This window comes from Pseudomonas sp. D1-1 (assembly GCF_051132225.1).
Taxonomy (GTDB): Bacteria; Pseudomonadota; Gammaproteobacteria; order Pseudomonadales; family Pseudomonadaceae; genus Aquipseudomonas.
On sequence record NZ_CP071676.1, the window covers coordinates 4,014,929 to 4,039,852 of the forward strand.

The 24,924-nt window shown below is 60.7% G+C and carries 22 protein-coding genes; 12 read left to right on the forward strand and 10 right to left on the reverse strand.

The window, feature by feature from the left end:
- Positions 1-55 precede the first annotated feature (55 nt).
- The 3 genes from J3P86_RS17925 to J3P86_RS17935 form a co-directional block, all read right to left on the reverse strand.
- Complete coding sequence (locus tag J3P86_RS17925) at positions 56-946, reverse strand: pseudouridine synthase (protein ID WP_434631232.1); 891 nt, start codon at positions 944-946, stop codon at positions 56-58.
- A 71-nt stretch (positions 947-1,017) separates the two neighbouring features.
- The gene (locus J3P86_RS17930; protein WP_434631229.1) at positions 1,018-1,338 is read right to left on the reverse strand and encodes a transcriptional regulator; all 321 of its coding nucleotides are present in this window, start codon (positions 1,336-1,338) and stop codon (positions 1,018-1,020) included.
- A 91-nt stretch (positions 1,339-1,429) separates the two neighbouring features.
- Positions 1,430-1,669: a glutaredoxin family protein gene (locus J3P86_RS17935; RefSeq protein ID WP_434574141.1), complete on the reverse strand. Its 240-nt coding sequence runs from the start codon at positions 1,667-1,669 to the stop codon at positions 1,430-1,432.
- Positions 1,670-1,858: 189 nt separating this feature from the next.
- On the opposite strand from J3P86_RS17935, the gene J3P86_RS17940 reads away from it, so the two are divergent.
- Positions 1,859-3,571: a cation:proton antiporter gene (locus J3P86_RS17940; RefSeq protein WP_434629491.1), complete on the forward strand. Its 1,713-nt coding sequence runs from the start codon at positions 1,859-1,861 to the stop codon at positions 3,569-3,571.
- Between the two features lie 8 nt (positions 3,572-3,579).
- On the opposite strand, the gene J3P86_RS17945 is transcribed toward J3P86_RS17940, so the two are convergent.
- Positions 3,580-4,788, reverse strand: coding sequence for an ammonium transporter (locus tag J3P86_RS17945; RefSeq protein ID WP_434629488.1), 1,209 nt, complete (start codon positions 4,786-4,788; stop codon positions 3,580-3,582).
- 326 nt (positions 4,789-5,114) lie between these two features.
- On the opposite strand from J3P86_RS17945, the gene J3P86_RS17950 reads away from it, so the two are divergent.
- From J3P86_RS17950 to J3P86_RS17980, 7 genes are all read left to right on the forward strand, one after another.
- Positions 5,115-5,429: a DUF883 family protein gene (locus J3P86_RS17950; protein WP_434572838.1), complete on the forward strand. Its 315-nt coding sequence runs from the start codon at positions 5,115-5,117 to the stop codon at positions 5,427-5,429.
- A gap of 2 nt (positions 5,430-5,431) precedes the next feature.
- Entirely contained in the window at positions 5,432-5,821 is a 390-nt protein-coding gene (locus J3P86_RS17955) for a phage holin family protein (protein ID WP_305499799.1), read from the forward strand.
- Complete coding sequence (locus tag J3P86_RS17960; protein WP_434629485.1) at positions 5,818-6,162, forward strand: hypothetical protein; 345 nt, start codon at positions 5,818-5,820, stop codon at positions 6,160-6,162. The genes J3P86_RS17955 and J3P86_RS17960 overlap by 4 nt, the downstream gene beginning before the upstream one ends.
- 165 nt (positions 6,163-6,327) lie before the next feature.
- A complete protein-coding gene (locus J3P86_RS17965; protein ID WP_305499797.1) occupies positions 6,328-7,656 on the forward strand; it encodes a deoxyguanosinetriphosphate triphosphohydrolase in 1,329 nt (442 codons plus the stop codon).
- Positions 7,657-7,979: 323 nt separating this feature from the next.
- Positions 7,980-8,606 carry a response regulator transcription factor gene (locus tag J3P86_RS17970; RefSeq protein ID WP_305499795.1) on the forward strand — a complete coding sequence of 209 codons (627 nt, stop codon included), beginning with the start codon at positions 7,980-7,982 and terminating at the stop codon, positions 8,604-8,606.
- A 74-nt stretch (positions 8,607-8,680) separates the two neighbouring features.
- Positions 8,681-12,238, forward strand: a complete 3,558-nt coding sequence (locus tag J3P86_RS17975) for a transporter substrate-binding domain-containing protein (RefSeq protein ID WP_434700656.1) — start codon at positions 8,681-8,683, stop codon at positions 12,236-12,238.
- A 77-nt stretch (positions 12,239-12,315) separates the two neighbouring features.
- On the forward strand, positions 12,316-15,264 hold the full coding sequence (locus J3P86_RS17980) for an HD domain-containing phosphohydrolase (protein WP_434629481.1): 2,949 nt from the start codon (positions 12,316-12,318) through the stop codon (positions 15,262-15,264).
- On the opposite strand, the gene J3P86_RS17985 is transcribed toward J3P86_RS17980, so the two are convergent.
- Together J3P86_RS17985 and J3P86_RS17990 are read right to left on the reverse strand one after the other, a co-directional pair.
- A complete protein-coding gene (locus J3P86_RS17985) occupies positions 15,265-15,747 on the reverse strand; it encodes a GAF domain-containing protein (RefSeq protein ID WP_434629478.1) in 483 nt (160 codons plus the stop codon).
- Complete coding sequence (locus tag J3P86_RS17990) at positions 15,744-16,634, reverse strand: ATP-binding protein (RefSeq protein ID WP_434601395.1); 891 nt, start codon at positions 16,632-16,634, stop codon at positions 15,744-15,746. The genes J3P86_RS17985 and J3P86_RS17990 overlap by 4 nt, the downstream gene beginning before the upstream one ends.
- 163 nt (positions 16,635-16,797) lie before the next feature.
- Here J3P86_RS17990 and J3P86_RS17995 point away from each other — a divergent pair, with 163 nt between their 5' ends.
- Positions 16,798-19,119 carry a response regulator gene (locus J3P86_RS17995; RefSeq protein ID WP_434698564.1) on the forward strand — a complete coding sequence of 774 codons (2,322 nt, stop codon included), beginning with the start codon at positions 16,798-16,800 and terminating at the stop codon, positions 19,117-19,119.
- Here J3P86_RS17995 and J3P86_RS18000 read toward each other — a convergent pair.
- The 3 genes from J3P86_RS18000 to msrB form a co-directional block, all read right to left on the reverse strand.
- Positions 19,103-19,564: a MarR family winged helix-turn-helix transcriptional regulator gene (locus tag J3P86_RS18000; protein WP_434698565.1), complete on the reverse strand. Its 462-nt coding sequence runs from the start codon at positions 19,562-19,564 to the stop codon at positions 19,103-19,105. The genes J3P86_RS17995 and J3P86_RS18000 overlap by 17 nt on opposite strands.
- Positions 19,561-20,046 carry a glutathione peroxidase gene (locus J3P86_RS18005; protein WP_434698566.1) on the reverse strand — a complete coding sequence of 162 codons (486 nt, stop codon included), beginning with the start codon at positions 20,044-20,046 and terminating at the stop codon, positions 19,561-19,563. Before J3P86_RS18005 ends, J3P86_RS18000 begins: the two co-directional genes overlap by 4 nt.
- Before the next feature lie 220 nt (positions 20,047-20,266).
- The gene (msrB, locus tag J3P86_RS18010) at positions 20,267-20,662 is read right to left on the reverse strand and encodes a peptide-methionine (R)-S-oxide reductase MsrB (protein WP_434629465.1); all 396 of its coding nucleotides are present in this window, start codon (positions 20,660-20,662) and stop codon (positions 20,267-20,269) included.
- Positions 20,663-20,882: 220 nt separating this feature from the next.
- Here msrB and J3P86_RS18015 point away from each other — a divergent pair, with 220 nt between their 5' ends.
- A complete protein-coding gene (locus J3P86_RS18015; RefSeq protein WP_018603142.1) occupies positions 20,883-22,094 on the forward strand; it encodes a pyridoxal phosphate-dependent aminotransferase in 1,212 nt (403 codons plus the stop codon).
- A gap of 298 nt (positions 22,095-22,392) precedes the next feature.
- Complete coding sequence (gene htpX / locus J3P86_RS18020; protein WP_003183732.1) at positions 22,393-23,280, forward strand: protease HtpX; 888 nt, start codon at positions 22,393-22,395, stop codon at positions 23,278-23,280.
- 51 nt (positions 23,281-23,331) lie between these two features.
- Here htpX and J3P86_RS18025 read toward each other — a convergent pair whose 3' ends face one another.
- Positions 23,332-24,036, reverse strand: coding sequence for a thiopurine S-methyltransferase (locus J3P86_RS18025; protein WP_434698567.1), 705 nt, complete (start codon positions 24,034-24,036; stop codon positions 23,332-23,334).
- 105 nt (positions 24,037-24,141) lie between these two features.
- Between J3P86_RS18025 and J3P86_RS18030 the strand changes: the two genes are divergently transcribed.
- The gene (locus J3P86_RS18030; protein ID WP_434698569.1) at positions 24,142-24,909 is read left to right on the forward strand and encodes a DODA-type extradiol aromatic ring-opening family dioxygenase; all 768 of its coding nucleotides are present in this window, start codon (positions 24,142-24,144) and stop codon (positions 24,907-24,909) included.
- The last annotated feature ends 15 nt before the right edge of the window (positions 24,910-24,924 follow it).

Genomic DNA, 24,924 nt, shown 5'->3' on the forward strand with positions numbered 1-24,924 from the left:
GAAAAAAGCCCGCAAGCATTGCGGGCTTTTTAATGCCTGGCGGAAAGTGCGATGGCTACCAGCGCAGGGCAATATCACTCTTGAAGACCCGCTCCTGACCCGTGATCGGATCGATGAAACCTAATCTCTTGGCCAACAGCTTGAGCGGGTTGGCATAGTCATCCTGGGCATCCCTAATCACATCGGGATAAAACGGATCGTTGCAGATGCCAGCCCCCAAGGCACTCATATGCACCCGCAGCTGGTGCTTTTTCCCGGTAACCGGATACAGGCCGTACCGCCACAGGTCGCCGTTCCTCTCAAGCACTTCCATGGCCGTCTCGGTATTGGGCTCGCCTGGCCCCTCCTGCATCCGGAAAAAAGGCTCGCCGTCGATCATCCGGCTTCTGTGCACACACGGAAAAGCCACTCCGGGCAGTGCGGGGGCAATGGCTTCATAACTTTTTTCGATTCGCCGCGTCGGAAACAACGATTGATAAGCCGAACGCGTCTGCGGATTGGCTGAGAACAAGACCAGCCCGGCCGTGTGCCGATCAATACGGTGCAAGGGCACCAGATGGGGGTTGTCCAGGCGACGGATCAAACGGCGCAGCAATGTCTGCTCCACGTATTCCCCCGCCGGCGTGACAGGCAGGAAATGCGGTTTGTCCGCCACCACCAGATGCTCGTCGATGTAGAGAATCGACTCCACCACAGGGATCGGTTTTTCATCGGGTACTTCGCGAAAATAGTGGATCCGCATACCTTCGCGATAGGGCAGGTCAATACCGATCGCCCGCCCCTCCCCGTCCAACACCCGCCCCCGGACAATCCGATCCAGCCACTGCTCGCGGCTGATCGTGCTGAAATGCTCGCAAAGACATTCCAGCACCGTCTGCCAGGAGCCAGGCGGCAAGTACAGTGTGCTGGCCTGATGGTGCGCGGCGGAAAATGATGAACCGGACATTAAAAACTCTTGAGCGTTTACGGGGCCGGTATTATCCGCCACTCGCACAAGCCGGCACAGTGCTTATTGGCTCATGCGCGAACTGATGTCGGTTTTTCCGCTGCCTCGGTGAACTCCTTCAACCAGCGCAGCACCTCGACTGCCTCCCAACGTCCCGGGTCGTACAATGCATACAACAGCCCCTGGTAACCCACCACGTCCAATTGCTTGTGGTAACCGGCACGCTGGAACAACGCTTCGATCTCGGCAAAACAGGTGTTGAAATGCAGCTTGTTGAAGGGTGTCTTGCCTTCGGTTACCAGACCATCCAGGCGCAACTCCAGGACCGCCTCGCGCACAACGTCCGCGGACATCCTGTTCACGCTGTTTTTCAATTGTTCGACATTGACCAAGGGACGCACTCCGGATTGCTGTATGGGCATACAGTAACCGAAGAATGTCATTTCGCCAATGGCGGTGGATGGACTCAGGCGATGGAAGGTATCAACGTAGAAACGCCGCAACCCGATCAGGGTCATCGAAGGGCCAGTCCAGCTCCGCCCCTGTATCGATCCGACGGAGCACGGGGATGCGCAAGCCATAGGCTTCGGACAAGGCCTCGCTTTCGGCGATATCCACCAGTTCTACCAAGAGGCCATGCTCGACGAAAGGCATCAGCACGCCCTCGGCAACTTCACACAGGTGGCACCCCAGGGTGCCGAACAACTGGCATTCAGGCGGCATGGCAGGTAGACCCGAAAAAATAGACCATCATTCTAGGCTCGCTCCACGTGGCCGTCGAGCGGCGTACCGTGGCTCACCATGTTTCAGTAAAACACTGACGCAAATCATTGAGCCCAAATGTCTTTTCGGCAATGCTCGACGTATTTTCTCTCCTAAGCTGGATGTCAGCGTCTTGAAACGGAGTTCCTCTTGTTCGCCAACCTGCTGATCATCCTAGCCTCGTCCCTGGTAGTCATCGCCCTGTTCAGGCGATTACGCCTGCCACCGGTGCTCGGCTACCTCTGCGTCGGGCTGGCGGTCGGCCCCACAGCCCTGGACTGGGTAAACGACAGCGAGGAATTGCCGGATCTGGCCGAACTCGGCGTGGTCTTCCTGTTGTTCTCGCTGGGGCTGGAATTCTCGTTGTCGAAGATGCTCGAACTGCGCAGGGTGGTGTTCGGCCTCGGCAGTTTGCAGGTGGTGTGTTCGGGGGTGCTGCTGGGGGGCGTGCTGGTGATCTGCGGTGCCCCGGCGCTGGCGGCACTGCTCCTGGGCGCCGGGCTGGCGCTGTCGTCCACGGCCATAGTCAGCAAGGAGCTGACCAGCCTGGGGGAAATTTTCAGTAGTCACGGCCAGAACGCTATCGGTGTGCTGCTGTTCCAGGATGTCGTTGCGGTATTACTGCTGACCCTGGTGCCGGTCTTTGCCGGCAGCAGCGAGTACGCCTGGTACTGGGCGCTGCCCCTGACCCTGGGCAAGACTCTGTTTCTGTTCGGCGGTCTGCTGCTTGCCAGCCGCTGGCTGCTGCCCCGGCTATTCCATGAAGTAGCCGCGTCCCGGTCCGCCGAACTGTTCGTGCTGCTGGCGCTGGTGATCGTACTGCTCACCGCATGGCTGACGCACCTGCTCGGCCTGTCACCGGCCCTGGGGGCATTCCTAGCCGGCATGCTGCTGGGAGAAAGCCATTACCGGCACCAGATCGAGGCCGATATACGTCCATTCCGCGACATCCTGCTGGGGCTGTTTTTCGTCAGCATCGGCATGCTGATCGACCTTCGACTGTTCATCGACGATGGCCTGCAGATACTCGGATTGACCCTCGGCTTGATGATCATCAAGGGCTGCGTGGTCGCCGCACTGGTCAAGTGGCGCGGCAGCGACGGCGAAACCGCGTGGCGCAGCGGCCTGGCCCTGGCTCAAGGTGGCGAGTTCTGTTTTGCCCTGATGGCATTGATGCAGCAGAACCGCCTGATGCCCGCCGACATCGGCGGCCTGCTGTTGGCCGCGACATTCTGCTCGATGCTGCTGACCCCGCTTTTGCTGCGTGCAGCGCCGGCGATTGCCGCGCGCCTGCACCGCAAACCCAACCAGGAAGCACAACTGGACCAGATCAGCGAACTCAATGCAGGCTTGTCGGGTCATGTGGTGATCTGCGGGTATGGTCGGGTGGGCCAATCCATCGGGCGGTTCCTGCGCCGCGAAGGCCTGGCCTTTGTCGCCCTCGACGACGACCCGGTGATCATTCAGGAAGCCACGGTCGACGAGCGTTGCGTACATTACGGGGACTCACGCCGGGCAGACCTGCTGGCCGCCGTCGGACTGAGCCGCGCCCGGCTGCTGGTCATTGCGGTCGACAAGACGGACATCGCGCTGACCGTGCTCAGGGCAGCCCGACGCGTAAACTCGCAGGTACCGATCCTGGTGCGCACTCGGGACGACAGCCAACTGGCCGAACTGCAGGCCGCCGGAGCGACCGAAGTGGTCCCGGAACTGCTTGAATCGAGCCTGATGCTCGCCTCTCACGCGCTGGTCATGCTCGGGCTGCCGGAGCAGCGGGTCCGGCATCATGTGGATCAGGTTCGTCACGAACGCTATGGCCTGCTGCACGGGTTCTATCCCGGCAATCAGGACAAGGAACCGTAGCGCAGTGTTCAGTCCTGACTGACGGCACCGATCTTGTGGATCGACAGATCGGCGCCGTAGTACTCCTCTTCCTGGGTCAGCCGCAGGCCCAGCACGAACTTGATCGCACCATAAACCGCGAACCCGCCAACCAGGGCAATGACGACGCCCAACGCAGTGCCGACCAGTTGGCTGACCAGGCTGACGCCGCCCAGGCCACCCAAGGCTTGCTGGCCGAAAATGCCGCAGGCAATGCCACCCCAGACGCCGCACAGGCCATGAAGGGGCCAGACCCCGAGCACGTCGTCGATTTTCCACTTGCCCTGGGCCGCGGTGAAACACCAGACAAACAGCCCGCCCGCGATGGCTCCGGTCGCCAGCGCCCCCACCGGATGCATCAGGTCGGAACCGGCACAGACCGCCACCAACCCGGCCAACGGGCCGTTATGCAGGAAGCCGGGGTCGTTGCGCCCGATGATCAAAGCCGCCACGGTCCCGCCGACCATTGCCATCAACGAGTTGACCGCCACCAACCCACTGACTCCAGGCAACGTCTGGGCACTCATAACGTTGAAACCGAACCAGCCGACAATAAGAATCCACGAGCCCAACGCCAGGAACGGGATGCTCGAAGGCGCGAACGCCACCAGGCGCCCGTCCCGGTAGCGACCATTGCGCGGCCCGAGCAACAGTACCGCGGCCAATGCCAGCCAGCCGCCCATGGCATGCACGACCACGGAGCCGGCAAAGTCATGGAAACTGGCGCCGAAACGGGCTTGCAGCCAGCCTTGCAGGCCGTAGTTGCCATTCCAGACCAGGCCTTCGAAAAACGGGTAGATGAACGCTACTATCAGCACCGTGGCGCACAACTGCGGTACGAACCGGGCACGCTCGGCGATCCCTCCGGAAATAATGGCCGGGATCGCGGCGGCAAAGGTCAGCAGGAAGAAAAACTTCACCAGGCTGTAGCCGTGGTCAGCGCTGAGCACCGCCGCCGGCTGCAAAAAGGTCACGCCGTAGGAAATCCAGTAGCCTATGAAGAAATAGGCCAAGGTCGACACTGCGAAATCGCTGAGAATCTTCGACAACGCATTAACCTGATTCTTTTGTCGGACGGTGCCTACTTCAAGGAACGCGAAGCCGGCGTGCATGGCCAGAACCATGACCGCACCGAGCAGGATGAACAGCGTGTTGGAGCTGTGGACCAGATTGTCCACGGCGCTTTGCAGATTTTCCATGGTGTTGGCAGACCTGAGAAAGTTGAAAAGGCACCAAAGCGGTTCAATCGAGCGGCCGACGCACCAAGTTGAAACGCCTCATTCCCCTGCGAGCCGCTTTGGTGCACGAAAACCGCTGTCACGACGTTGCGCAGCGTGGTGCTTCGCGGGTTTTGATTATTTGAGTTAAGGTTCTGCGGGCTTTTGCCCAGCTTCAGCGCACCGGCGCATGCTGACGCACCAGTACATGGCGGATACCAGAGCAAAAGTTGTACCAGCAGTTTCACTGAACCTTCCGGCAAGGCTCATACTCGAACGCTTCAGACGTCACTTACGGAGATGCACCAATGGCCAGAACCCAGGCAAAGACTGCTCAAGAAACCTTGAAGGAAGACTTCCAGACGCTGGTCAAGGACACCGAACGGTTGCTGGACCACACGGCGACCCTGGCTGGTGATCAGGCTGACGAATTGCGCAGCCAGATCCACGAAACCCTTTTGCGCGCCCGTGAAACCCTCCAGCTGACCGAAGACTCGGTACGCGAGCGCGGTCAGGCTGCAGTGATTGCCACCGAAGAATATGTGCAGGCCAATCCTTGGCAATCGGTCGGCATCGCTGCGGGCGTGGGCTTTTTGATCGGACTGCTGGCGACACGGCGCTAATGATGGGCATCGACGAATCCGGCTCGCCCGAATCGGGCACGAAGCCTACCGCGCGGCGCCTGGGCGCGGCATTCCTCGGCTTGCTGCACAGTCATGTCGAACTGTTCGGCATCGAATTGCAGGAGCAGAAGGCCCGCACCGTCAGCCTGTTGTTGTTTGCCGGGCTCGCGCTGGTTTTCGGTTTGCTGCTGCTGGTCGGGCTGTCCGCACTGGTGCTGATTCTGGTGTGGGATACCTATCGCCTCGCGGGGATCATCGGCCTCTGCCTGTTTTATCTGCTGGCGGCGTTGTTCTGCGGGCTTCGGCTCAAGGCAGCGATTTTTGATGAGTCCTCGCCTTTCCATGCCACCCTCGAAGAACTCGCCAACGACCGGGAGCGCCTGTTGCCATGAGTCGGCCCGATATTCCCCAAGCCCGTACCCGGCAGGAGATGCGCAAGGCGCTGGTGCGCCTGCGCATGGAGATGCACCGCCAGGAAATTCGTCAGGAAACCCGGCAACTGCTGCACCCGCTGCAACGGGTGCGCGGCTTTACGCAAAGCTGGCATGAGGGCTTCGGCCTGAAGCATGCGTCACTCTGGGGCGTGGCCGCCGTGTCCTTGCTCGGCTTCCTCGGCGGCAAGCGGACCCGAAGCGGACGCTCAGGACGCTCAGGTGGCTTCTCGCGACTGATCCGGCTAGCAACCGCGCTGCTGCCGCTGATCAAGCTGGCCAAGACTGTACGCAAACCCTGACGGCCGTGTCCTCGGGCCGACCCTGAACGGGCCTTTCCATTGGAACGGCCCGATTGACCCGTCCGTGCAACACCCGGGTACAACAGGTCGATGCCTGCGGCCCTTGCAGGACGCGTCCCGAACCGGGAAGCTAGGGCATCGACTCACCAAACGGAGCAACTGGCCTTGGATTGGCACACCCTGCTGACTCGCGAACGCCTGGGAAAACCCCTGCACAGTCCGGAAGAACTGGGCCGCAGCCCTTTCCATAAAGACCACGACCGCATCATCTTTTCCGGTGCATTCCGTCGCCTCGGACGCAAGACCCAGGTGCATCCGGTCTCCAGCAACGATCATATCCACACGCGCCTGACCCATTCGCTTGAAGTCAGTTGCGTCGGGCGCTCTCTGGGCATGCGCGTGGGAGAAACCATCCGCGGCGCCCTGCCAGACTGGTGTGAACCCAGCGACCTGGGCATGGTGGTGCAATCGGCCTGCCTGGCCCACGACATCGGCAACCCGCCGTTCGGCCACTCCGGTGAAGACGCCATCCGCTACTGGTTTCAACAGGCGGCCGGACGAGGCTGGCTGGATGCCATGAGCGAGGCCGAGCGCAATGACTTTCTCAATTTCGAGGGTAATGCCCAAGGATTCCGGGTCCTCACGCAGCTCGAATACCATCAGTTCGACGGCGGCACCCGGCTGACCTACGCGACGCTTGGCACTTACCTGAAATATCCCTGGACTGCCCGCCACGCCGACTCCTTGGGCTACAAGAAGCACAAGTTCGGCTGCTATCAGAGCGAACTGCCGTTGCTCGAGCAGATTGCCCACAAGCTCGGCCTGCCGCAAATCGAGGACCAGCGCTGGGCAAGGCATCCGCTGGTCTACCTGATGGAGGCCGCCGACGATATCTGCTACGCGCTCATCGACCTGGAAGACGGCGTGGAAATGGAGCTGCTGGAATACCCGCAGGTGGAATCGCTGCTGCTGGATCTGGTCGGCGATGACCTGCCGGAGACTTATCGTCAGCTTGGCCCGCTGGATTCCCGGCGGCGCAAACTGGCGATCCTGCGCGGCAAGGCCATCGAACACCTGACCAACGCCGCCGCCCGGGCGTTCGTCGAGCAGCAGGAGGCACTGCTGGCAGGCACGCTGCAGGGAGACCTGGTGGAACACATGCATGGCCCGGCCAAACGCTGTGTCTTGAACGCCAAGGACATGGCCCGCAAGAAGATATTCCAGGACAAGCGCAAGACCCTGCATGAAATCGGTGCCTACACCACGCTGGAAATTCTGCTCAACGGGTTCTGTGGTGCCGCCCTGGAACAACACGGCGGCCGTACACCCTCGTTCAAGAATCGGCGCATCCTCGATCTGCTGGGTAACAACGCGCCAGACCCTGACGGCCCCTTGCACAGCGCGTTCCTGCGAATGATCGATTTCATCGCCGGCATGACCGACAGCTATGCCAGCGAAATGGCACAGGAAATGACCGGTCGCACTCGTCAATGAGCTAAGCGCCGCCTTTATCGGCGGCTCACTCAACAACAGATAAACAAACTTTTCTCAAACTCGCTATCTCTACGAAATGAGCGAAACAAGCTACTGACGGACTATGCGCGCTTGATTAAAAGTTAAACATCTTGCCTTGAATAGAATATAAGACGCGCTCGTCCCACTCCATTCGCCTACCAATAACCTAAATACTTCGTAGTACCTTTCCTCTTTTCTTGTAGGAAACTTCCGAAACTGGAAATGTAGCCCCGTCTCCTCGTACGACCCTGACTTAACTGGGCTAAGGTGCGCGCTTTATTCAGTTCGCAGGGGATTTATTCATGAACTCCGTTTTCATTGTCGACGATCATCCGGTCATCCGCCTCGCCGTTCGAATGCTGCTGGAGCATGAAGGTTATAAAGTTGTAGGAGAAACCGACAACGGCGTCGACGCGATGCAAATGGTCCGTGAATGTATGCCGGACCTGGTCATACTGGACATCAGCATTCCCAAGCTTGATGGGTTGGAAATTCTTTCACGTTTCAACGCAATGACCGCCCCGATCAAGACGCTGGTGCTGACGGCGCAATCACCGACGCTGTTTGGCATCCGCTGCATGCAATCTGGTGCCTCCGGCTATGTGTGTAAACAGGAAGACCTCAGTGAATTGATCAGCGCAATTAAGGCCGTACTGTCCGGCTATAACTATTTCCCGAGCCAGGCGTTGACGCCCCTGCGTCATGATGATCCGCGCAGTATCGAGCTGGATCTTTTCAAAAGCGTCAACGATCGCGAATTGATGGTGCTGCAACTTTTCGCGCAGGGCCGTACCAACAAAGACATCGCCAAAGGCATGTTTCTCAGCAATAAAACCGTCAGCACGTATAAAAAACGCTTGATGCAGAAACTCAAGGTCAAGTCCCTGGTAGATCTGATCGAGATGGCCAAGCGCAACGCACTGGTTTGAGAAATAACAGCATGTACAGATGTCTACGCGAATTTCTTCTGCTGTCGTGCGCAGGACTCTATGTCGCGACTCTCATGGCCGCCCCGCAGTTGCCCGAGCGTTATACGCTGCTGAGTCGGGCGACGGCGGATCCCATGCAGATCAGACTCGACGCTCCCCATCGCGCCTGGCTGCAAGGTCGTCAGGAGCTGGTCCTGGGTACATCCGCACCGGATTATCCCCCGTTCGATCTTTCCACCAGTGGCCGCGATTATGAAGGCATGACTGCCGATTACGCGGGTGTCGTCGCCCAGGCGACCGGTTTGCCCATGAAGGTATTGCGCTTCAGTTCCCGTGGCGACGCGATTGCCGCGCTGGAAAGCGGGCAAATCGACTTGCTCGGCAGCGCCAACGGTTTCGAGGCCAGCAATCCGGGCATCGCCCTGTCGAAACCCTATGCAGTAGACCAGCCCGTCCTTGTTACCCGGACGGGCGACAGCCCGTCCCTGACCGAAGATCTCGAAGGGCTGCGGCTGAGCATGGCCTATCACTACCTGCCCCTGGATGAAATCAGAAAACTCTATCCCAGGGCGCAGATCACCACCTACACCTCTTACCAGAACGCCATCAATGCCGTCGCCTTCGGCCAGGCCGACGTATTTCTCGGCGACACCGTTTCTACCCACTATCTGATCAACAAGGGTTACCTGAGCAACGTCCGCATGGCCAGCTTCGGAAAACACGAAACCTACGGTTTCAGTTTCGCGGTCCGCCGGGATAATGCCCTGCTGCTGGAAATCCTGAACGCCACGCTGAGCCAGCTCCCGATTGCGGAGCAGACGGCGATCTCAAAACGCTGGAGTGCCGGCAGCGACCTGTACCTCACGGATCAGCGGATACAACTGACTGACCGCGAACAACGTTGGCTGACGAAGCATCCCGTCGTTCGCGTGGCCGTAAACGAAACGTTCGCGCCGTTTACGTTCTTCGATCCGGACGGTGATTTTCGCGGTATCAGCGCCGACCTGCTGGAACTGATCAGGCTGCGTACCGGCCTGCGCCTGGAGATCCAGCGGCGCCAGACTGACGGCGAAATGATCTCCGCGGTGGTGAAAGGCGAGGCCGACATGATTGCCGCGCTCCTGCCCAGCAGCGAACGGCAACAGTCCTTGAAGTTCAGCCGTCCCTACCTCGACAGCGCCTTTGTCCTGCTGACCCGCAAACAATCCGACACGCCCGCGACCCTCGACCAGCTCGCCGGCAAGCGTCTGGCAATCGCCGCGGGCAATCCCATCATCGACTGGCTGCGCAGCGAATATCCGCATATCCAACTGGTCGAGGCCGCCGACTCCCTGCGGGCCGTCGATATGCTCGCCCAGGGAGAGGCCGATGGCAGCGTCAGTTCGCTGGTCATGGCCAATTATTTCCTGTCTTCCCACACGCTGCGCGACACATTGCAGATCAGCAGCACCGTAGGCACCCGACAAGCCCTGTTCTCGTTGGCCAGCGCAACGAACTCACCAGAGTTGAGCTCGATCCTGGACAAGGCCCTGACCAGCATCGAACCCGCCGAACTGGGGGTCATCAACAACCGCTGGCGAGGGCATATCTCGGCGGCGGAGCTTACCTGGCGCACCTATCACCGGGTATTCCTGCAGTTTGTCGCAGGCGCCGGCCTGTTATTGCTGCTGTCCCTGGCGTGGAATGCCTATATGCAGCGGCAGATCAGGCAACGCCAGAAGGCGGAGCTGGCGCTCAACGACCAGCTTGAATTCATGCATGCCCTGCTCAACGGCACCCCACATCCGATCTACGTGAGGGACCGCCATGGGCTTCTGCAAAGCTGTAACGACAGTTACCTGGAATCATTCAACGCAACACGCGAAGAAGTGATCGGCAAGGACGTCGCGGCGGTATCCATGAGCAATGTTTTCGAAGCGCAGGAATATCGGGCGGACTACCAGCGTGTCATGGCCGAAGGCACCGCCTTGATCACCGACCGGCCACTGCAGATTGGCGCTCGGAAGCTGACGATCTATCACTGGATCCTCCCCTACCGTAACGCCGCGGGACACGTGCAAGGCATCATCGGTGGCTGGATCGACATCAGTGAACGGCGCCAGCTTGTCGAGGAACTGCATGCCGCCAAGGAACAGGCCGACGCCGCCAATCGCGCGAAAAGCACCTTCCTGGCGACCATGAGCCATGAAATCCGTACGCCCATGAACGCAGTGATCGGCATGCTGGAACTGGCCCTCAAGCATGCCGACAAGGGACAGGTCGACCGTTCGACCATAGCGGTCGCGTACGAATCGGCCTCAGGCATGCTGGAGCTGATCGGCGATATCCTGGACATTGCCCGCATCGAATCAGGCCACCTGACCCTGGCCCCCGAACGAGTGAATGTCAGCACCTTGCTGCGCTCGGTGGTCAGGGTATTCGAGGGACTGGCCCGGCAAAAAAATCTGCTGTTGTCGCTGCAAGTAGAGCCCGACGACGACAAACACGACGTCCTGATAGACCCGTCGAGATTCAAGCAGGTGATCTCGAACCTGATCAGCAATGCCTTGAAATTTACCGAGCAGGGCGAGGTGAAGGTCCGCGCCAGGCTTTCCCGAACCGCTCACGAAAATACGTTGCGGATGCAGATAGAAGTCAGCGACAGCGGCATTGGCATCAGTCCGGTGGACATGCAGCGCCTGTTCGAACCGTTTGCCCAGGCCGACAACAGCAGCCGGATGGCCCGCAAAGGCGCGGGGCTGGGCCTGGTGATCAGCCGCCAGTTGTGCCAGATGATGGGCGGTGAGTTGTCCCTGGACAGCCAACCGGGCGTCGGTACCCAGGTCCGGCTTACCCTGGAGCCGAGCATCCTGCCCGAGACGACGATCGGCATCCCGGTGGAGCCTGCGGTCGAAACGGCCACGGCCCAATTGAGCGTCCTGGTGGTGGATGATCACCCGGCCAATCGTTTATTGATGACGCAGCAACTGGAATACCTCGGTCATCGCCACTCCCTCGCCAACGATGGCGCGCAAGGGCTCAAGGCTTGGCTTGAGGGTGATTTCGACCTGATCATCGCCGACTGCAACATGCCTGTCATGAGCGGTTACGAGCTTGCCAGGGCCATCCGTCGGTACGAGGCCGAACATCAACAGCCGCGCTGCACCATCCTCGGGTTCACCGCCAATGCGCAACCCGAGGAGAAGCAGCGCTGCAAGGAGGCCGGAATGGACGACTGCCTGTTCAAGCCGATCAATTTGAGCACCCTGAGCCAATGGATGAACACGATCAAGCCCGCGAGCCGCCCAGCCGTGTTCAATGTCCGGAGCCTGCACATGCTCACCGGCGGCGACCCGATCTCCGTCCGGCGGCTGCTGGCGGAACTGCTCAGCAGCAACCGTTCCGACCGCCAGGAACTGCTCCAAGCCGCCCGTACCGGCGCTTCCCAAGCGCTCGCCGAAACGGCGCACAAGATAAAAGGTGTCGCCCGTATCGTGCAGGCAAATGGGCTGATCGAATTGTGCGAGGCTCTGGAAATCGCCTGTCATCAAGAGCAGGCACCCGGACAAATCGACGCCTGCGCGAAAGCGCTCCACCGAGCGATGACCGAACTGGAACAGGCGCTGGAAACGGAGATCGCCAAGGCAGGATAATCCAGTGTTTACTATGCTGTTGGCTCAGCAGTGCGTATCAGGGGGCGATCTCCCCCCGAACACTTGGAGTGACGGATATGCCCAGCGCACCGCGTCCGGAAAAACGCCGGTTTCCCCTGCACGTCCATATCAGCGTGATGTTTACCCTGCTCCTGCTGCTGACCGGCGTCGTGCTGGGCGTCTTCAACTACCGGCAAACCACCCAGATCATCCTGTCCAGCAGCGAAAAGCTGTTCAATCGAATTGAACAGGACGTACGCCTGGACCTGTACGACACCTACGAACCGATCCGTCATCTGCTGGGCCTGCTGGCCGATTACCCGGCGACGCGTGCGCCTGGGATGGCGCAACGGCTGGACCTGCTCGTGCCCTTCAGCCAGGCGCTGCGAGACAACCCGAACCTGGCGTCGCTGTACCTGGGTGACAGCAAGGGCGAGTTTTTCATGGTCCGGCCGTTGCGCACCGATGCCTTGAGGGCTGCGATGAAGGCACCGGTCGGCGCGCTGTATCAGGTCTGGACCGTTGAGCGCGCCGGCAACGAAGGCCTGGTTCGCTCGCAATCGTTGTTCTATGACCGGGACCTTAACCTTCTCAGCCGCCTGCAACATCCTGACGAAACCTACGATCCGCGGAGCCGGGGCTGGTTCCGTAGCGCCTTGAACAGCCATGAACAGATCACCACCGAACCCTACGTGTTCTTTTCCACCCGAAACATCGGCACCACCCTTGCGCGGCGCAGCGGCGAGCAGGCCGTCATCGGCGCTGACCTGACCCTCGCCGCCCTGTCCCAGACATTGGCCAAGCACAAGGTGAGCGCCGGCACCGAAATTGTCCTGATCGATCCCCAAGGCAACGCGGTGGGCTATCCGGACAGCCCCCGGTTGATCGCCGACATTCAGTCGTCCCGCCTGATCAAGGCGCGTGACCTTGCCCCGGCCATCGCCGCTGCGCTCGATGACCACACTGACACGCCACGCCTGGAAGCGGCCGGACGCCATTGGATCGTTTCCCGCAGCCACATGCAGGAGGGCGGGCCGCAGGGTTTGGAGTTGGCCTTGCTGGTGCCGGAGGACGAACTGCTCGCCGATGCCTATCGCCTGCGCTGGCAAGGCGCGCTGATTACCCTCGCCACGTTGCTGATGTGCCTGCCCCTCGGCTGGCTGACCTCGCGAATCCTGGTCAAGCCCTTGCGCGCACTGGTCAAGGAAGCCGACGCCATTCGCAGCTTCGACTTCAACTATCCGGTGTCCCGCCGTTCTCCGGTGCTGGAGGTCGATCAACTGGGTGTTTCGATGGCACGCATGAAAGAAACCCTGGCGAGTTTTTTCGAGATCACGGCCAGCCTGCGCGCTGAAACCCGCTTTGCCCCGCTATTGGAGCGGGTGTTGTTCGAGACGGTGAAAATCGGCCAGGCCCAGGCCGGCCTGATCTATCTGCGCGAACACGACGAGGAGCAAGTCAAGCCCTACGGGCTGGTGATCGATGGGACGCCTCGGGACCTGCAAGCCTTCGCCCTGCGAGGCTACGCACTGAATGGCGCGGACAGCCCGCCGTGGTTACAGGAACTGGCCACCGCGGAGACCCTGGTGTCCTCGCTGGGCTTCGAGCAGGCTGCCGATTTGCGCAGCGTCCTGCTGGAACTGGATGCCCCGCGCGTGCACCTGATCGGCATCCGCTTGCGCAACCGCCATCAGGAAACCGTTGGCATCTTGTTGCTGTTGATCACAGACAGCGGCGCTGAAGCCGACCTGGAGAAACTCCAGCCGGACCGCATCGCCTTTCTCCAGGCCGTTTCCGGCACCGCGACGGTGAGCATCGAAAGCCAGCGCCTGCAAGCCAGGCAAAAGCAGCTGCTGGACTCATTCATCCAACTGCTCGCCGGGGCGATCGATGCCAAGAGCCCTTACACCGGCGGCCATTGCCAGCGAGTGCCAGCCCTGACGCTGATGCTCGCCCAGGCCGCGGCCGCCAGCCAGGCACCGGCGTTCGACGCCTACCGGCCAACGGACGATGAATGGGAAGCGCTGCACATCGCTGCCTGGCTGCATGACTGCGGCAAGGTCACCACACCCGAGTACGTAGTGGACAAGGCCACCAAGCTGGAAACCCTGAACGACCGGATCCATGAAATCCGTACCCGCTTCGAGGTACTCAAGCGCGACGCCTGGATCAATTACTGGCAGGCCCTGGCAACCGGTGGCGAGTCGTCAGCCCTGGCCCGCCAGCGCGACGCGACGCTGGCCGCCCTCGATGATGACTTTGCCTTTGTCGCACGCTGCAACCTGGGCTCCGAAGCCATGGCCGAGCGTGATCTGCAGCGTCTGCAACGCATCGCCCAGCGCACGTGGACGCGCACCCTGGATGATCGTCTGGGAGTTTCCTGGGAGGAAAGCCGACGCCAGGCGCGCACACCTTCGCCGACGCTTCCGGTGACTGAATCGCTGCTGGCGGACAAACCCGAGCATTTGATCGAGCGGCATGCAGCCGAGCTGATTCCGGCAGACAACCCATGGGGCTTCCAGCTCGATGTACCGCGCTGGAAATACAACCGCGGCGAACTCTACAACCTCAGCATCACGCGCGGCACACTGACCCGCGAAGAACGTTATGTGATCAACCACCACATGGTGCAGACGATCCTGATGCTCAGCCAGCTGCCCTTCCCCAGCCACCTGGAAAACGTTGCGGAAATCGCTGGCGGCCATCACGAGAAAATGGATGGCACCGGTTATCCGAAGCGACTCAAGCGCGAGCAGATGAGCCTGCCGGCTCGAATGATGGCGATTGCCGATATCTTCGAAGCGCTGACCGCAGCGGATCGCCCGTATAAAAAAGCCAAGAAACTGAGTGAAGCCCTCGGCATCATGGCCACCATGTGCCGCGACGCCCACATCGATCCCGAGCTGTTCCAGCTGTTTGTCGACGAGCGAATCTACTTGCTTTATGCCGATGAGTTCCTGGACCCGAGCCAGATCGATGAGATCGACCCGGGCAGCCTGCTGGTCAATGCCGGGCTGAAGGCGTGATCAGCAATCGGTCAGCCGCAGGAAGATTGCCGCCAGTTGCTCGATGCCGGCCTGGTCGTGCTCGGTGAAGCGCGCCGGTTTCGGACTGTCCAGGTCCAGCACGCCGATCAGTCGTCCCTCTTTGACCAGCGGCACCACCAGTTCGCTGTTCGAGGCGCTGTCGCAGGCAATGTGCCCGGGAAACGCGTGGACATCTTCGACACGCTGGGTTTGGCGAGTCGCCGCCGCCGTGCCGCAGACACCACGACCGAAGGGAATGCGCACACAGGCAATCTGGCCCTGGAACGGCCCCAGCACCAATTCCTCGCTGCGGTTGAGGTAGAAACCGGCCCAGTTCAGACCCTCCAACTGACTGAACAGGAAAGCCGAGAATTGCGCGGCATTGGCGATGAAGTCGCGTTCATCCGCCAGCAACGATTGCAGCTGTGCCGACAACAGGCCGTAGCCTTCGAGGCCGTCACCGGTGTGGGTCAAATCGATCATGCTTTGTGCTCCAGGAGTTTGAGGCCCACCCAATAACGGGCAAATTGATAGGCGCAACGTCCGTTGCGGTTGCCACGTCCGGTTGCCCAGCGCACCGCCTGCACATCCAGTGCTTCGTCACGCTGCCAGTCGAGCCCGGCCTTGGCCGCCAGCTCGCCGATCCAATGCTCTACCACATCGAGGAAATGCTCCTGGGTAAATGGATAGAACGATAGCCATAACCCGAAGCGGTCGGACAAGGCGATCTTGTCTTCCACCGCCTCGCTGGGGTGCAGCTCGCCGTCGACCCGTTTCCAGTTCTCGTTGTCGCTTTCCTTTTCCGGTACCAGGTGACGGCGGTTCGAGGTGGCGTACAGCAGCACATTGTCCGGCGCCTGTTCCAGGGAACCGTCGAGCACACTCTTGAGCACGCGGTAGTCGCCTTCGCCGGACTCGAACGACAGGTCATCGCAGAACAGCACAAAACGCTGGGGCAGTTTTGCCACCTGCTCGACTACCCGGGGCAGATCGGCCAGGTGGTCACGCTCGATCTCGATCAAGCGCAGGCCCTGCCCGGCATGCTCAGCCAGCAAGGCCCGTACCAGCGACGACTTGCCGGTGCCGCGCGAGCCCCAGAGCAAAGCGTGGTTGGCCGGCATGCCATCGATGAACTGACGGGTGTTGCGGCCCAGTTGTTCAACCTGACGGTCGACACCGATCAGGTCCGACAGGCGCATGTCGAGGCTGACCGTCAACGGCATCAGGAAGCCGCTGCGCCCGTCGCGTTGCCAGCGGGCGGCCAGGGTCTGGCTCCAGTCGATGTCGGGCCGCGGAGCGGGCAACAAGGGCTCGATACGGGCAAGCACCGCATCGGCGCGCTCAAGAAAAGCATTCAATCGGGCGTCCACGTCTTTTCCTCGGACAAGTTCACGGTAATGATGACGCTACAGCGACGAAACGACGAGGCCAGCTGCGGGTCTGTTTCAGACAATGCAAACCGGCCGCACCGGTATTCGGAAATGATCAGCTATGCTTGACCGGCGAAGGGAAACGTAAGTGGTTCACCATCCCATGGACATCAGATTCACCCAACGGCTGTCGTACAAACAGGCTCGACTGACCGTCATGGTGGGTTTCGTGCTGGGCACCTTCCTAAGCCTGGTACAGATCGGCATCGATTATGCCAGCGAAGACGCGTCGATCAACCGTGAAATCCTCTCGTTGCTGGAAATCAGCCACAACCCGGCCTCGCGCATCGCCTATAACATCGATGCCGAGCTTGCCCAGGAACTGGCCCTGGGCCTGTTGCGCTCGCCGGCCATCGTCGGCGCCGAACTGATCGATAACAACAATACGGTGCTGGCCAGCGTCAAGCGACCCGAGCTGCAAAGCAGTTACCGATTTATCAGCGACTCGCTTTTTGGCGCCCAACGACAGTTCGAAGACCGGCTCTACCTGAATCATTCGCCGGGCGAGTCCCTCGGCGTGCTGCGACTGGATGTAGACACCTATGCGTTCGGCAGCCGTTTCCTGCGCCGGGCCGAGGTGACACTGCTCAACGGTTTCGCCCGCAGCCTGATCCTGACCGGCCTGCTGCTGGCGCTGTTCTATGTCATGCTGACCAAACCCTTGGTGCGGGTCATCCGCGAACTCAGCAGCCGCGACCCGGGCAGCAGCGAACAGCGCCCGCTGGAATGTCCTTCCGGCCACCAACACGACGAAATCGGCGTGCTGGTCTCGGTCGCCAACCAGCAGTTCGAGAATGTCTCCACTGAAATCCAGCAACGGCGCGCGGCTGAAAATCGTCTGACCGATTACCTGGCGCAACTGGAGAATATCGTTTCGGCGCGCACGGCCGAGCTAAAGGCCATCAATGCCCGGCTCAGCCAGTCCAACGAGGAGCTGGATATTGCCCGGCGCACCGCCCTCGACATGGCTGACGCGCGCTCCGCGTTCCTGGCCAACATGAGCCATGAGATCCGCACCCCCCTCAATGGCTTGCTCGGGATGATCGCCCTGTCCCTGGATGGCCCGTTGACGGCCGAGCAACAACAACAGCTGTCGATAGCGCATGACTCCGGCAAGGTATTGGTCGAGCTGCTCAACGACATTCTCGATCTGTCCAAATTCGACGCCGGCCAACTGGAACTCGAACGTATCCCGTTCGACCTTGGCGCGCTGGTCGAAGACACCGCCAACCTGCTGTCGCAGAACGCGGCGCCAAGCGTCGAACTGGCGTGTCTGATCGATCCGCAGTTCCCAGCCCAGGTACTGGGCGACCCGACCCGCGTTCGCCAGATCGTCAGCAACCTGCTTTCCAACGCGTTGAAGTTCACCCGTTTCGGTCGGGTCGATGTGCGATTGAATCACTATGAAGGCGGCGTGCGGGTCGAGGTCTGGGACACCGGCATCGGCATTCCCCAGGAGGACCAGGCGCGGATTCTCCAGCCGTTCACCCAGGCCGGCGCGGGCATTACCCGCCAGTTCGGCGGCACCGGGCTGGGCCTGGCACTGACCTACAACCTCTGCGAGGCGATGCAGGGCCGGTTGACGATCAGTTCCGAGGCGGGCTTCGGCAGCCAGTTCTGCGCCGACCTGCCGCTGCCCGCCCACAGCCCGGCCGCGCCCGTCGAGACCTTGCGGGGCAACGTGGTCGCCATCACCACCGCCAACAGCGGGCTGGCCGAATTGCTGGGCATGTTGCTGCCGGTCTGGGGACTGGATTACATACAGCGCACCGTGGACGACGGGCTGCTGGGGCTCAAGCCGGACATCCTGATCACCGATTGCCCGGAATGCCTGTTCAATTTACGCCCGACCTTCGACGCCCCGATCCTGCTCGTCACCGCCTATGGCAGTTTCATGCCCAGCGAAGAAGCCGCCACCCTCGCGCCTTTGCTGCAGCAGGCCCGACCGCTGGCGCGCCACGCGCTTTACCAGATCCTGCGCCGGGCCCTGCAAAGCGAGGCGACGACCATCAACGACGCGCAGATCGAAGCACTGGCGCCCTCGCGGCGTGGCCGGGTGCTGCTGGTGGAGGACAACCCGGTCAACCAACTGGTGGCCAAGGGCATGCTGGTCAAGCTGGGGTGTGAGGTAGTGGTCGCGGCCCATGGCGCCGAAGCCCTGGACCAGCTCGAACAGCAAGCGTTCGACCTGGTCCTGATGGACTGCAACATGCCGGTCATGGATGGTTACGAAGCCAGCCGGCAGATTCGCCGCAGCGGCCGCTGGCCGGACCTGCCGATCGTCGCGCTGACGGCCAACGCGATGCCCGAGGAACGCGAACGCTGCCGGGCCGCCGGCATGAGCGATTACCTGTCCAAGCCGTTCCGTCGCGAGGAACTGGCGGCATTGCTGGACCAGTGGGTGCCGACTACGTCAGCCCTTTGATCTGCTTGAGCAGGTGATCCAGGCCATCGCGCAACTCGCCCACGCGATCCAGATCGATCCCGCTGTCGCACAGCAGGCGCGCCTTGAGCGGGCCGACCTGCTCGCGCAAGGCGCGGCCCGCATCCGACAGGCTCAAATGTACCTCTCGCTCATCCTGGACCGAGCGTTGGCGGCGGATCAGACTCAGTTGCTCCAGGCGCTTGAGCAACGGTGTCAGCGTGCCGGAATCCAGCAGCAGACGCTCTCCAAGCGCCTTGACCGTGGGCTGCTCCGGGGAGTTGTCCTGCCATTCCCACAGCACCAGCATCGCCAGGTACTGCGGATAGGTCAGGCCAAGCTGATCGAGCATCGGCTTGTAGCCACGAATCACCGCCCGTGATGCGGCGTACAGCTTGAAGCACAACTGGCTGTCGAGCTTCAGCGAATCGACTGACAGGTCGCTCATTTCAGCAGGGCTTCGATCTCGCCGGTGAGATCCTCGGGCTTGGTGGTCGGGGCGAAGCGCTTGACCACCTGGCCGTCCTTGCCAATCAGGAACTTGGTGAAATTCCACTTGATGCCCTTGGACCCCAGCACACCGGGCGCCCGCTGCTTGAGCTGGACAAATAGCGGATGGGCGTTTGCCCCGTTGACATCGATCTTCTTGAACAACGGAAAACTCACGCCGAAGTTGAGCTCGCAAAACTCGGAGATCGCCCCTTCGTTGCCTGGTTCCTGCTTGCCGAACTGGTTGCAAGGAAAGCCCAGCACCACCAGGCCCTGGTCCTTGTAGGATTGCCACAAAGCCTCAAGACCTTTGTACTGCGGGGTGAAGCCGCATTGGCTGGCGGTGTTGACCACCAGCACGGCCTTGCCGGCAAAATCGGCGAGCGTCTTCTGCTCGCCCTTGATGGTGGTGCAGGGAATGCTCAGCAGATTGTCGGACATGGGACGGCTCCAGAGGGAAGTAGGATGCCGAAGATAGCGAGCAATTAAATTGTGTGCAATTTAATTTAGCTGCAAAACCGAGTCCTGTGGCGAGGGGATTTATCCCCGCTGGGTCGCAAAGCGACCCTGGAAGGTTGGATACCTCGCTCTGCACACAGAAGAATGGGGCTGCTTCGCAGCCCAGCGGGGATAAATCCCCTCACCACAAAGACTGTGCCGATTACTCGCGAGGCACGAGATCCAGGCACACCGAGTTGATGCAGTAACGCAAGCCAGTGGGCGGTGGGCCGTCAGGGAAGACATGGCCCAGATGCGCGTCGCATCTGGCGCAGACCACCTCGGTGCGAATCATGCCGTGGCTGACATCTCGCACCTCCACCACCGCGCTCCCCTCGATCGGGGCGTAGAAACTCGGCCAGCCGCAGCCGGAATCGAATTTGGTCGTCGAATCGAACAACGGCTCGTTGCAGCAGATGCAGTGGTAGATGCCGTCGGTCTTGGTCGCGTTGTACTTGCCGGAAAATGGGCGTTCGGTGCCTTTGAGGCGACAGACGTTGTACTGCTCCGGGTCGAGCATCTCACGCCATTCTTCAAGGGTTTTCTGCAACTTTTCCATCGTCCTACCTCGGCAATTGAAAAAGCCCGATCCGACGCTTTTCCGCAGATCGGGCGGCACGTATGATTGCGCCTCGTCAGGCGCCAGTCTGGCAGTCACGTCATGCGCATTCAAATGGATTGTGGCGCATCTACCGCGTCCGGCCCGGGCACAGACGCAGGATCCCCAGTACGGTAGTTCATACGCCGCCTGGATCGTTCATTTTCGGGAACACATCGCCATGCAGGTCAGCAAATCGAACAAGCTCGCCAACGTCTGCTACGACATTCGCGGCCCGGTGCTCAAGCACGCCAAACGCCTGGAAGAGGAAGGCCATCGCATCCTCAAGCTGAACATCGGCAACCCGGCGCCCTTTGGTTTCGAAGCCCCCGATGAAATTCTCCAGGACGTCATCCGCAACCTGCCGACCGCGCAAGGCTACAGCGACTCCAAGGGCCTGTTCAGTGCGCGCAAGGCCGTGATGCAGTATTACCAGCAGAAGCAGGTCGAAGGCATCGGCATCGAGGACATCTACCTGGGCAACGGCGTGTCCGAGCTGATCGTGATGTCGATGCAGGCCTTGCTCAACAACGGCGACGAAGTGCTGGTGCCGGCGCCGGATTATCCGCTGTGGACCGCCGCCGTCAGCCTGTCCGGCGGCAACCCGGTGCATTACCTGTGCGACGAGCAGGCCAACTGGTTCCCTGACCTGGCGGACATCAAGGCCAAGATCACCCCGAATACCAAGGCCCTGGTGATCATCAACCCGAACAACCCGACCGGCGCGGTGTATTCCCGCGAGGTGCTGCTGGGCATGCTCGAACTGGCCCGCCAGCACAACCTGGTGGTGTTCTCCGACGAGATCTACGACAAGATCCTCTACGATGACGCCGTGCACGTCTGCACCGCCTCGCTGGCACCGGACCTGCTGTGCCTGACCTTCAACGGCCTCTCCAAGTCCTATCGTGTCGCCGGCTTCCGCTCCGGCTGGATCGCCATCTCCGGCCCCAAGCACCACGCTCAGAGCTACATCGAAGGCATCGACATGCTGGCCAACATGCGCCTGTGCGCCAACGTGCCGAGCCAGCATGCGATCCAGACAGCGTTGGGTGGCTACCAGAGCATCAACGACCTGGTCCTGCCCCAGGGCCGTTTGCTGGAACAGCGCAATCGCACCTGGGAACTGCTCAATGACATCCCCGGCGTCAGCTGCGTCAAACCGATGGGTGCGCTGTATGCCTTCCCGCGAATCGACCCGAAGGTCTGCCCGATACACAACGACGAGAAATTCGTCCTCGACCTGCTGCTGTCGGAGAAATTGCTGGTCGTCCAGGGAACGGCGTTCAACTGGCCATGGCCGGACCATTTCCGCGTCGTGACCCTGCCGCGGGTTGACGACCTCGATCAGGCCATTGGCCGCATCGGCAATTTCCTCAAATCCTACCGTCAATGAGCCAGACGGAGTGCGGGGCGTTCGCCTCGCACTCTGTTTGATTCAGCAACATATCCATTTTCCTGCCTCCGCAGGTTTCTGACGCGGGGACTCGTTGTCCGATGGACGACGAGACGCAACGTTCACGGGGCGCAGCGGCCACATTTCTTTTCCGGCGCAACTTTCAGAAAAGTCTTTCAAACAATGAGGACCGCTGTAGGACACAGTTTGAAATAGAAGGCGAGTTGAATAGCCTGCGGCAGCACCTTATATACCCCGCATAACGCTACATCTTTAGCATGAGGAGATTGCTACCACCATGATGCGCATCCTGCTGTTCTTGGCCACTAACCTGGCGGTCGTGCTGATTGCCAGCATCACCCTGAGCCTTTTCGGCTTCAACGGGTTCATGGCGGCCAACGGGGTTGATCTCAACCTCAATCAGCTGCTGATCTTCTGTGCGGTGTTCGGTTTTGCCGGTTCCCTCTTCTCGCTGTTCATCTCCAAGTGGATGGCGAAGATGAGCACCGGCACCCAGATCATCAGCCAGCCGCGCACTCGTCACGAACAATGGCTGCTGCAGACCGTCGAGCAGTTGTCCCGTGAAGCCGGGATCAAGATGCCGGAAGTCGGGATCTTCCCGGCGTACGAAGCCAACGCCTTCGCCACCGGCTGGAACAAGAACGACGCCTTGGTCGCCGTCAGCCAGGGCCTGCTGGAACGGTTTTCGCCAGATGAAGTGAAAGCTGTGCTGGCCCACGAGATCGGCCACGTCGCCAACGGCGACATGGTGACTCTGGCGTTGATCCAGGGTGTGGTGAACACCTTCGTCATGTTCTTCGCCCGCATCATCGGCAACTTTGTCGACAAGGTGATTTTCAAGAACGAAGAAGGCCAGGGTATCGCCTACTACGTGGCGACCATCTTCGCCGAGCTGGTCCTGGGCATCCTCGCCAGCGCCATCGTCATGTGGTTCTCGCGCAAACGCGAGTTCCGCGCCGATGACGCCGGTGCGCGCCTGGCCGGCACCAGCGCCATGATTGGCGCCCTGCAGCGCCTGCGCGCCGAACAAGGCCTGCCGGTGCACATGCCCGATACCTTGAATGCCTTCGGCATCAACGGCGGCATCAAGCAGGGCCTGGCTCGCATGTTCATGAGCCACCCACCGCTGGAAGAGCGAATCGACGCACTGCGTCGTCGCGGCTAACCGCCAACTGATACAAGAAAGCCCGCAGCGATGCGGGTTTTCTTTTGCCTGCTAAGTCAAAAGCGGCAGCGGGCCCGTCCGGGACGGGGTCATTGAGCGCACCCCACGACTGGACACCAGATATACCCGCTCATCCAGCCGCTTCACGCCCGCCTGCAAGAACTTCCAACTCTCGCCCAGCACATCCTGCTCCTGCAGGACTTGCAATTGCCAAGCCCCGCCCAGCAACCGCTGCACCTCTTCATGTCCTACCGAAAACGGCGGCCCAGGCATCTCGTCCTGGTTGTAGTCCAGGGTAATCAGCAGGCCGACGCAGTCCGGCATTATGTTCTGCAGATGGGCCGCATAACGCTCGCGCATCGGTGCAGGCAGGGCGATCAGTGCCGCACGGTCATACAACGTCGCGCAATCCGCGACGTCCAAAGGCGTCAACGCAAAGACATCACCGCAGCGGATCTCGATGGCACCAGAACGAAATACCTTGAAGGCGCCCTCCTCACTCACGTTTGGCTCAAGCTGATGCTCCTGGAAAAAATCAGTGACGGCCTTTTCCGATAGCTCCACCCCCAGCACGGAAAAACCTTGTTGCGCCAACCACAGCAGATCCAGCGTCTTGCCGCACAAGGGCACCAATACTCGAGTTTCTTCAGGCAATCCCAACTGTGGCCAGAAACGCTGCAAGTAAGGGTTCACTTCCGGCAGATGAAAACCGATCTGGTTGGTTGACCAACGCTTGTGCCAAAACTCGGGGTCCATGGGAATCGCTCCATAAATTCGATCAAAACGGGTTAAAACTTATATTAGATTTCGATCGTTGACCTGACCGAAGATGAACCCATCTTAACGCTCAGGAGCCCGTCCATGCTGCCCAGCCTGTTTATCTCCCATGGTTCACCGATGCTTGCTCTGGAACCCGGCGAGAGCGGCCCGGCCTTGGCTCGCCTGGCCGCGCAAATGCCGAAGCCCAAGGCCATCGTGATTGTGTCCGCCCATTGGGAGAGCAATGAACTGCTGGTCAGCGCCAACCCGCGACCGCGTACATGGCATGACTTCGGTGGCTTCCCGAAAGCGTTGTACGAAGTGCAATATCCGGCGCCAGGCGATCCCCTGCTGGCAACGCAGGTCGCCGAACTGCTCAATGCAGCGCAATTGCCGGTACGCCTGGAGACAGGGCGGCCATCGGACCATGGCGTCTGGGTGCCGCTGTCGTTGATGTACCCCGAGGCCGATATTCCCGTGGTACAGGTTTCCCTGCCCAGCCAGCGCGGCCCGACACTGCAGACGCAGGTCGGCCGGGCCCTGGCAGGACTGCGCGAACAGGACATCCTGCTGATCGGTTCCGGCAGCATCACGCATAACCTGGGGGATCTGGACTGGAACGCCGGCCCTGACAGCATCGAGCCCTGGGCCAAGGCATTCCGCGATTGGATAGTGGCGCAACTGGCGGCCAACGACGAGTTCGCGTTGCATGATTACCGCCGCCAGGCCCCCAGTGCGGTGCGTAGCCATCCCAGCGACGAGCACCTGCTGCCGCTGTATTTTGCCCGGGGTGCGGGTGGGAAATTCAGCATTGCCCATGAAGGGTTCACGATGGGAACGTTGGGGATGGACATTTATCGGTTTGATTGACCAGCAGACCGAGTC